Annotated in this window: 1 rRNA gene; it reads right to left on the bottom strand. The window is 52.4% G+C overall.

Going from position 1 to position 3,149, the window contains the following annotated elements:
- Positions 1 to 81: 81 nt before the first annotated feature.
- Positions 82 to 3,012, bottom strand: a 23S ribosomal RNA gene (locus JOD17_RS21185).
- Positions 3,013 to 3,149 lie beyond the last annotated feature (137 nt).

The raw sequence follows: 3,149 nt of genomic DNA, 5'->3' as shown, positions 1-3,149 counted from the left end.
TGAGAGTGTCGTTCTCTCAAAACTGAATAACGGATTCGCAAGACATTTGACCGGATTTGACCCAGCAACCTTAAAAAGTTTGTGGATAAATCCTCGACCGATTAGTATCTGTCAGCTCCATGTGTCGCCACACTTCCACACCAGACCTATCTACCTGATCGTCTCTCAGGGGTCTTACTCATTTACATGATGGGAAATCTCATCTCGAGGGGGGCTTCATGCTTAGATGCTTTCAGCACTTATCCCTGCCACACGTAGCTACCCAGCGATGCTCCTGGCGGAACAACTGGTACACCAGCGGTGTGTCCATCCCGGTCCTCTCGTACTAAGGACAGCTCCTCTCAAATTTCCAACGCCCACGACGGATAGGGACCGAACTGTCTCACGACGTTCTGAACCCAGCTCGCGTGCCGCTTTAATGGGCGAACAGCCCAACCCTTGGGACCTACTTCAGCCCCAGGATGCGACGAGCCGACATCGAGGTGCCAAACCTCCCCGTCGATGTGGACTCTTGGGGGAGATTAGCCTGTTATCCCCAGGGTAGCTTTTATCCGTTGAGCGACGGCCCTTCCATACGGTGCCGCCGGATCACTAAGCCCGACTTTCGTCCCTGCTCGACTTGTAAGTCTCGCAGTCAAGCTCCCTTCTGCCTTTGCACTCTTCGAATGATTTCCAACCATTCTGAGGGAACCTTTGGGCGCCTCCGTTACTCTTTAGGAGGCGACCGCCCCAGTCAAACTGCCCACCAGACACTGTTCCTGAACCGGATCACGGTTCGAGGTTAGGATTTCAACACAGCAAGGGTAGTATCCCACCAGCGCCTCCACCGAAGCTAGCGCTCCGGTTTCCAAGGCTCCTACCTATCCTGTACAAGCTGTGCCCAAACCCAATATCAAGCTGCAGTAAAGCTCCATGGGGTCTTTCCGTCCTGTCGCGGGTAACCTGCATCTTCACAGGTACTATAATTTCACCGGGTCTCTCGTTGAGACAGTGCCCAAGTCGTTGCACCTTTCGTGCGGGTCGGAACTTACCCGACAAGGAATTTCGCTACCTTAGGACCGTTATAGTTACGGCCGCCGTTTACTGGGGCTTCAATTCGAACCTTCGCCGAAGCTAAGTCCTCCTCTTAACCTTCCAGCACCGGGCAGGTGTCAGCCCCTATACTTCGTCTTACGACTTCGCAGAGACCTGTGTTTTTGATAAACAGTCGCTTGGGCCTTTTCACTGCGGCTCCCCAGGGCTATTCACCCCAAGGAGCACCCCTTCTCCCGAAGTTACGGGGTCATTTTGCCGAGTTCCTTAACGAGAGTTCTCCCGCGCGTCTTAGAATTCTCATCCCATCTACCTGTGTCGGTTTGCGGTACGGGCACCTGTCTCCTCACTAGAGGCTTTTCTCGGCAGCGGAGGATCAGGGACTCAAGGGCGCTATGCCCTTTCGCGGTCACGACTCAGCCTTATCTGTTGGACGGATTTGCCTATCCAACGGCCTCGTTCGCTTCGACGCACATCCAATTGTACGCTCTCCCTACCTTTCTGCGTCCCCCCATTGTTCAAACAGAGACAAGGTGGTACTGGAATTTCAACCAGTTTGCCATCGCCTACGCCTTTCGGCCTCAGCTTAGGACCCGACTAACCCTGAGCGGACGAGCCTTCCTCAGGAAACCTTAGATTTTCGACGGAAGGGATTCTCACCCTTCTTTTCGCTACTCATACCGGCATTCTCACTTCTGTACGCTCCAGCTGTCCTCACGGTCAACCTTCTCTGCCTACAGAACGCTCCCCTACCCAACTCCTAAGAGTTGCCACAGCTTCGGTGGTGTGTTTAGCCCCGGTACATTTTCGGCGCAGCGTCACTCGACCAGTGAGCTATTACGCACTCTTTCAATGGTGGCTGCTTCTAAGCCAACATCCTGGTTGTCTAAGCAACGCCACATCCTTTCCCACTTAACACACACTTTGGGACCTTAGCTGGTGATCTGGGCTGTTTCCCTCTTGACGACGGATCTTAGCACTCGCCGTCTGACTCCCGGTCATAAATCTCTGGCATTCGGAGTTTGACTGAACTCGGTAATCCGGTAAGGACCCCTCATCCAATCAGTGCTCTACCTCCAGGATTCTCAAAACCGAGGCTAGCCCTAAAGCTATTTCGGGGAGAACCAGCTATCTCCGTGTTCGATTGGCATTTCACCCCTACCCACACCTCATCCCCGCAGCTTTCAACCTACGTGGGTTCGGGCCTCCAGTCGGTGTTACCCGACCTTCACCCTGGACATGGGTAGATCACACGGTTTCGGGTCGACGTTCACGTACTAACTCGCCCTATTCAGACTCGCTTTCGCTGCGGCTCCGTCTCTTCAACTTAACCTTGCACGTACACGTCACTCGCCGGTTCATTCTACAAAAGGCACGCCATCACCCCTTAACGGGCTCTGACTACTTGTAGGCACACGGTTTCAGGATCTCTTTCACTCCCCTTCCGGGGTGCTTTTCACCTTTCCCTCACGGTACTGGTTCACTATCGGTCACTAGGGAGTATTTAGCCTTGGGAGATGGTCCTCCCTGCTTCCGACGGGATTTCTCGTGTCCCGCCGTACTCAGGATCCACTCAAGAGGAAACGAAATTTCGATTACAGGATTCTTACCTTCTGTGATGGACCGTTCCAGGTCGCTTCATCTATCTCGTTTCTTTGTAACTCCGTATAGAGTGTCCTACAACCCCAAGTGGCAAGCCACTTGGTTTGGGCTATGTTCCGTTTCGCTCGCCGCTACTAAGGAAATCGCGTTTGCTTTCTCTTCCTCCGGGTACTAAGATGTTTCAGTTCTCCGGGTCTGCCTCTTATTAGCTATGTATTCACTAACAAGTACTACTCTGTGAAAAGTAGTGGGTTTCCCCATTCGGAAATCTTCGGATCAATGTGTACTTACAACTCCCCGAAGCATATCGCTGTTCGTCGCGTCCTTCATCGGCTCCTAGTGCCAAGGCATTCACCGTGCGCCCTTCTTCATTTAACCACAGGTTCTTTTCATGGTTTGATCATTTAAGATCACGCTAGGTCGGTTGTTCGTTAAGATGTTTGCACATCTCAATCGATCAACCCGGTCATGATGTCTTTTCATGCTTTCCGTTATTCAGTTTTCAAAGAACGAAT

Origin of the sequence: Geomicrobium sediminis, from assembly GCF_016908595.1 — a bacterium.
In the GTDB taxonomy this organism is placed as follows: domain Bacteria; phylum Bacillota; class Bacilli; order Bacillales; family Marinococcaceae; genus Geomicrobium_A; species Geomicrobium_A sediminis.
Note: the sequence above shows the minus strand (reverse complement) of the source record. Positions and strands in the feature narration are given on the sequence as shown.